Origin of the sequence: Pantoea sp. ANP04, assembly GCF_041982285.1 — a bacterium.
Lineage (GTDB): Bacteria > Pseudomonadota > Gammaproteobacteria > Enterobacterales > Enterobacteriaceae > Pantoea > Pantoea eucalypti.
In genome coordinates this window covers 1-584 of the sequence record NZ_JAUTYS010000103.1, presented here as the reverse complement: position 1 = coordinate 584, position 584 = coordinate 1, and the positions used below count along the sequence as shown (strand labels likewise).

2 protein-coding genes are annotated in these 584 nt (G+C 59.8%); both read left to right on the top strand.

Annotated elements, in window-relative coordinates:
* A partial coding sequence (locus Q7C21_RS22555) for a PhoH family protein (protein ID WP_375151168.1) occupies window positions 1–330 on the top strand: 330 nt, incomplete at its 5' end.
* Window positions 323–584 (top strand): rRNA maturation RNase YbeY (gene ybeY / locus Q7C21_RS22550; protein WP_375151167.1); only part of this gene is annotated, 262 nt, incomplete at its 3' end. The genes Q7C21_RS22555 and ybeY, both read left to right, overlap by 8 nt.

Here is a 584-nt window from a genome sequence, read left to right as displayed (position 1 = left end):
AACAGCTTCATCATCCTCGACGAAAGCCAGAACACCACCGTGGAACAGATGAAAATGTTCCTCACCCGAATCGGTTTCGGCTCCACCGCAGTGATCACCGGCGACATCACCCAGGTCGACCTGCCCAAAGGCACCAAGTCGGGCCTGGCCCAAGTGATCAACGTGCTCAAGGATGTACCCGGCATCAGCTTCACTCACTTCATGCCCAAGGACGTGGTGCGCCATCCACTGGTGCAACGCATTGTCGAAGCCTATGAACGCTTCGAGCTGCGAGCCGAGGACGAGGCCGCCAAGGCTTCAGCCGACAGAGGCAACCGCCGCGATGCTTGAGCTTGACCTGCAACGCGCCAGCCAGCAGCCGGCCCCCAGCGATGAAGAGTTCCGCCAGTGGTGCGAACTGGCTCTGCGCCAGCGCACCGCCGATTCGGAACTGACCATCCGCCTGGTGGACGAAGACGAAGGCCGTGAGCTGAATCACACCTGGCGTCACAAAGATTACGCAACCAATGTGCTGTCATTTCCTGCCGACGTGCCGGATGAACTGCTGGATATCCCCTTGCTGGGGGACCTGGTGATCTGCATTG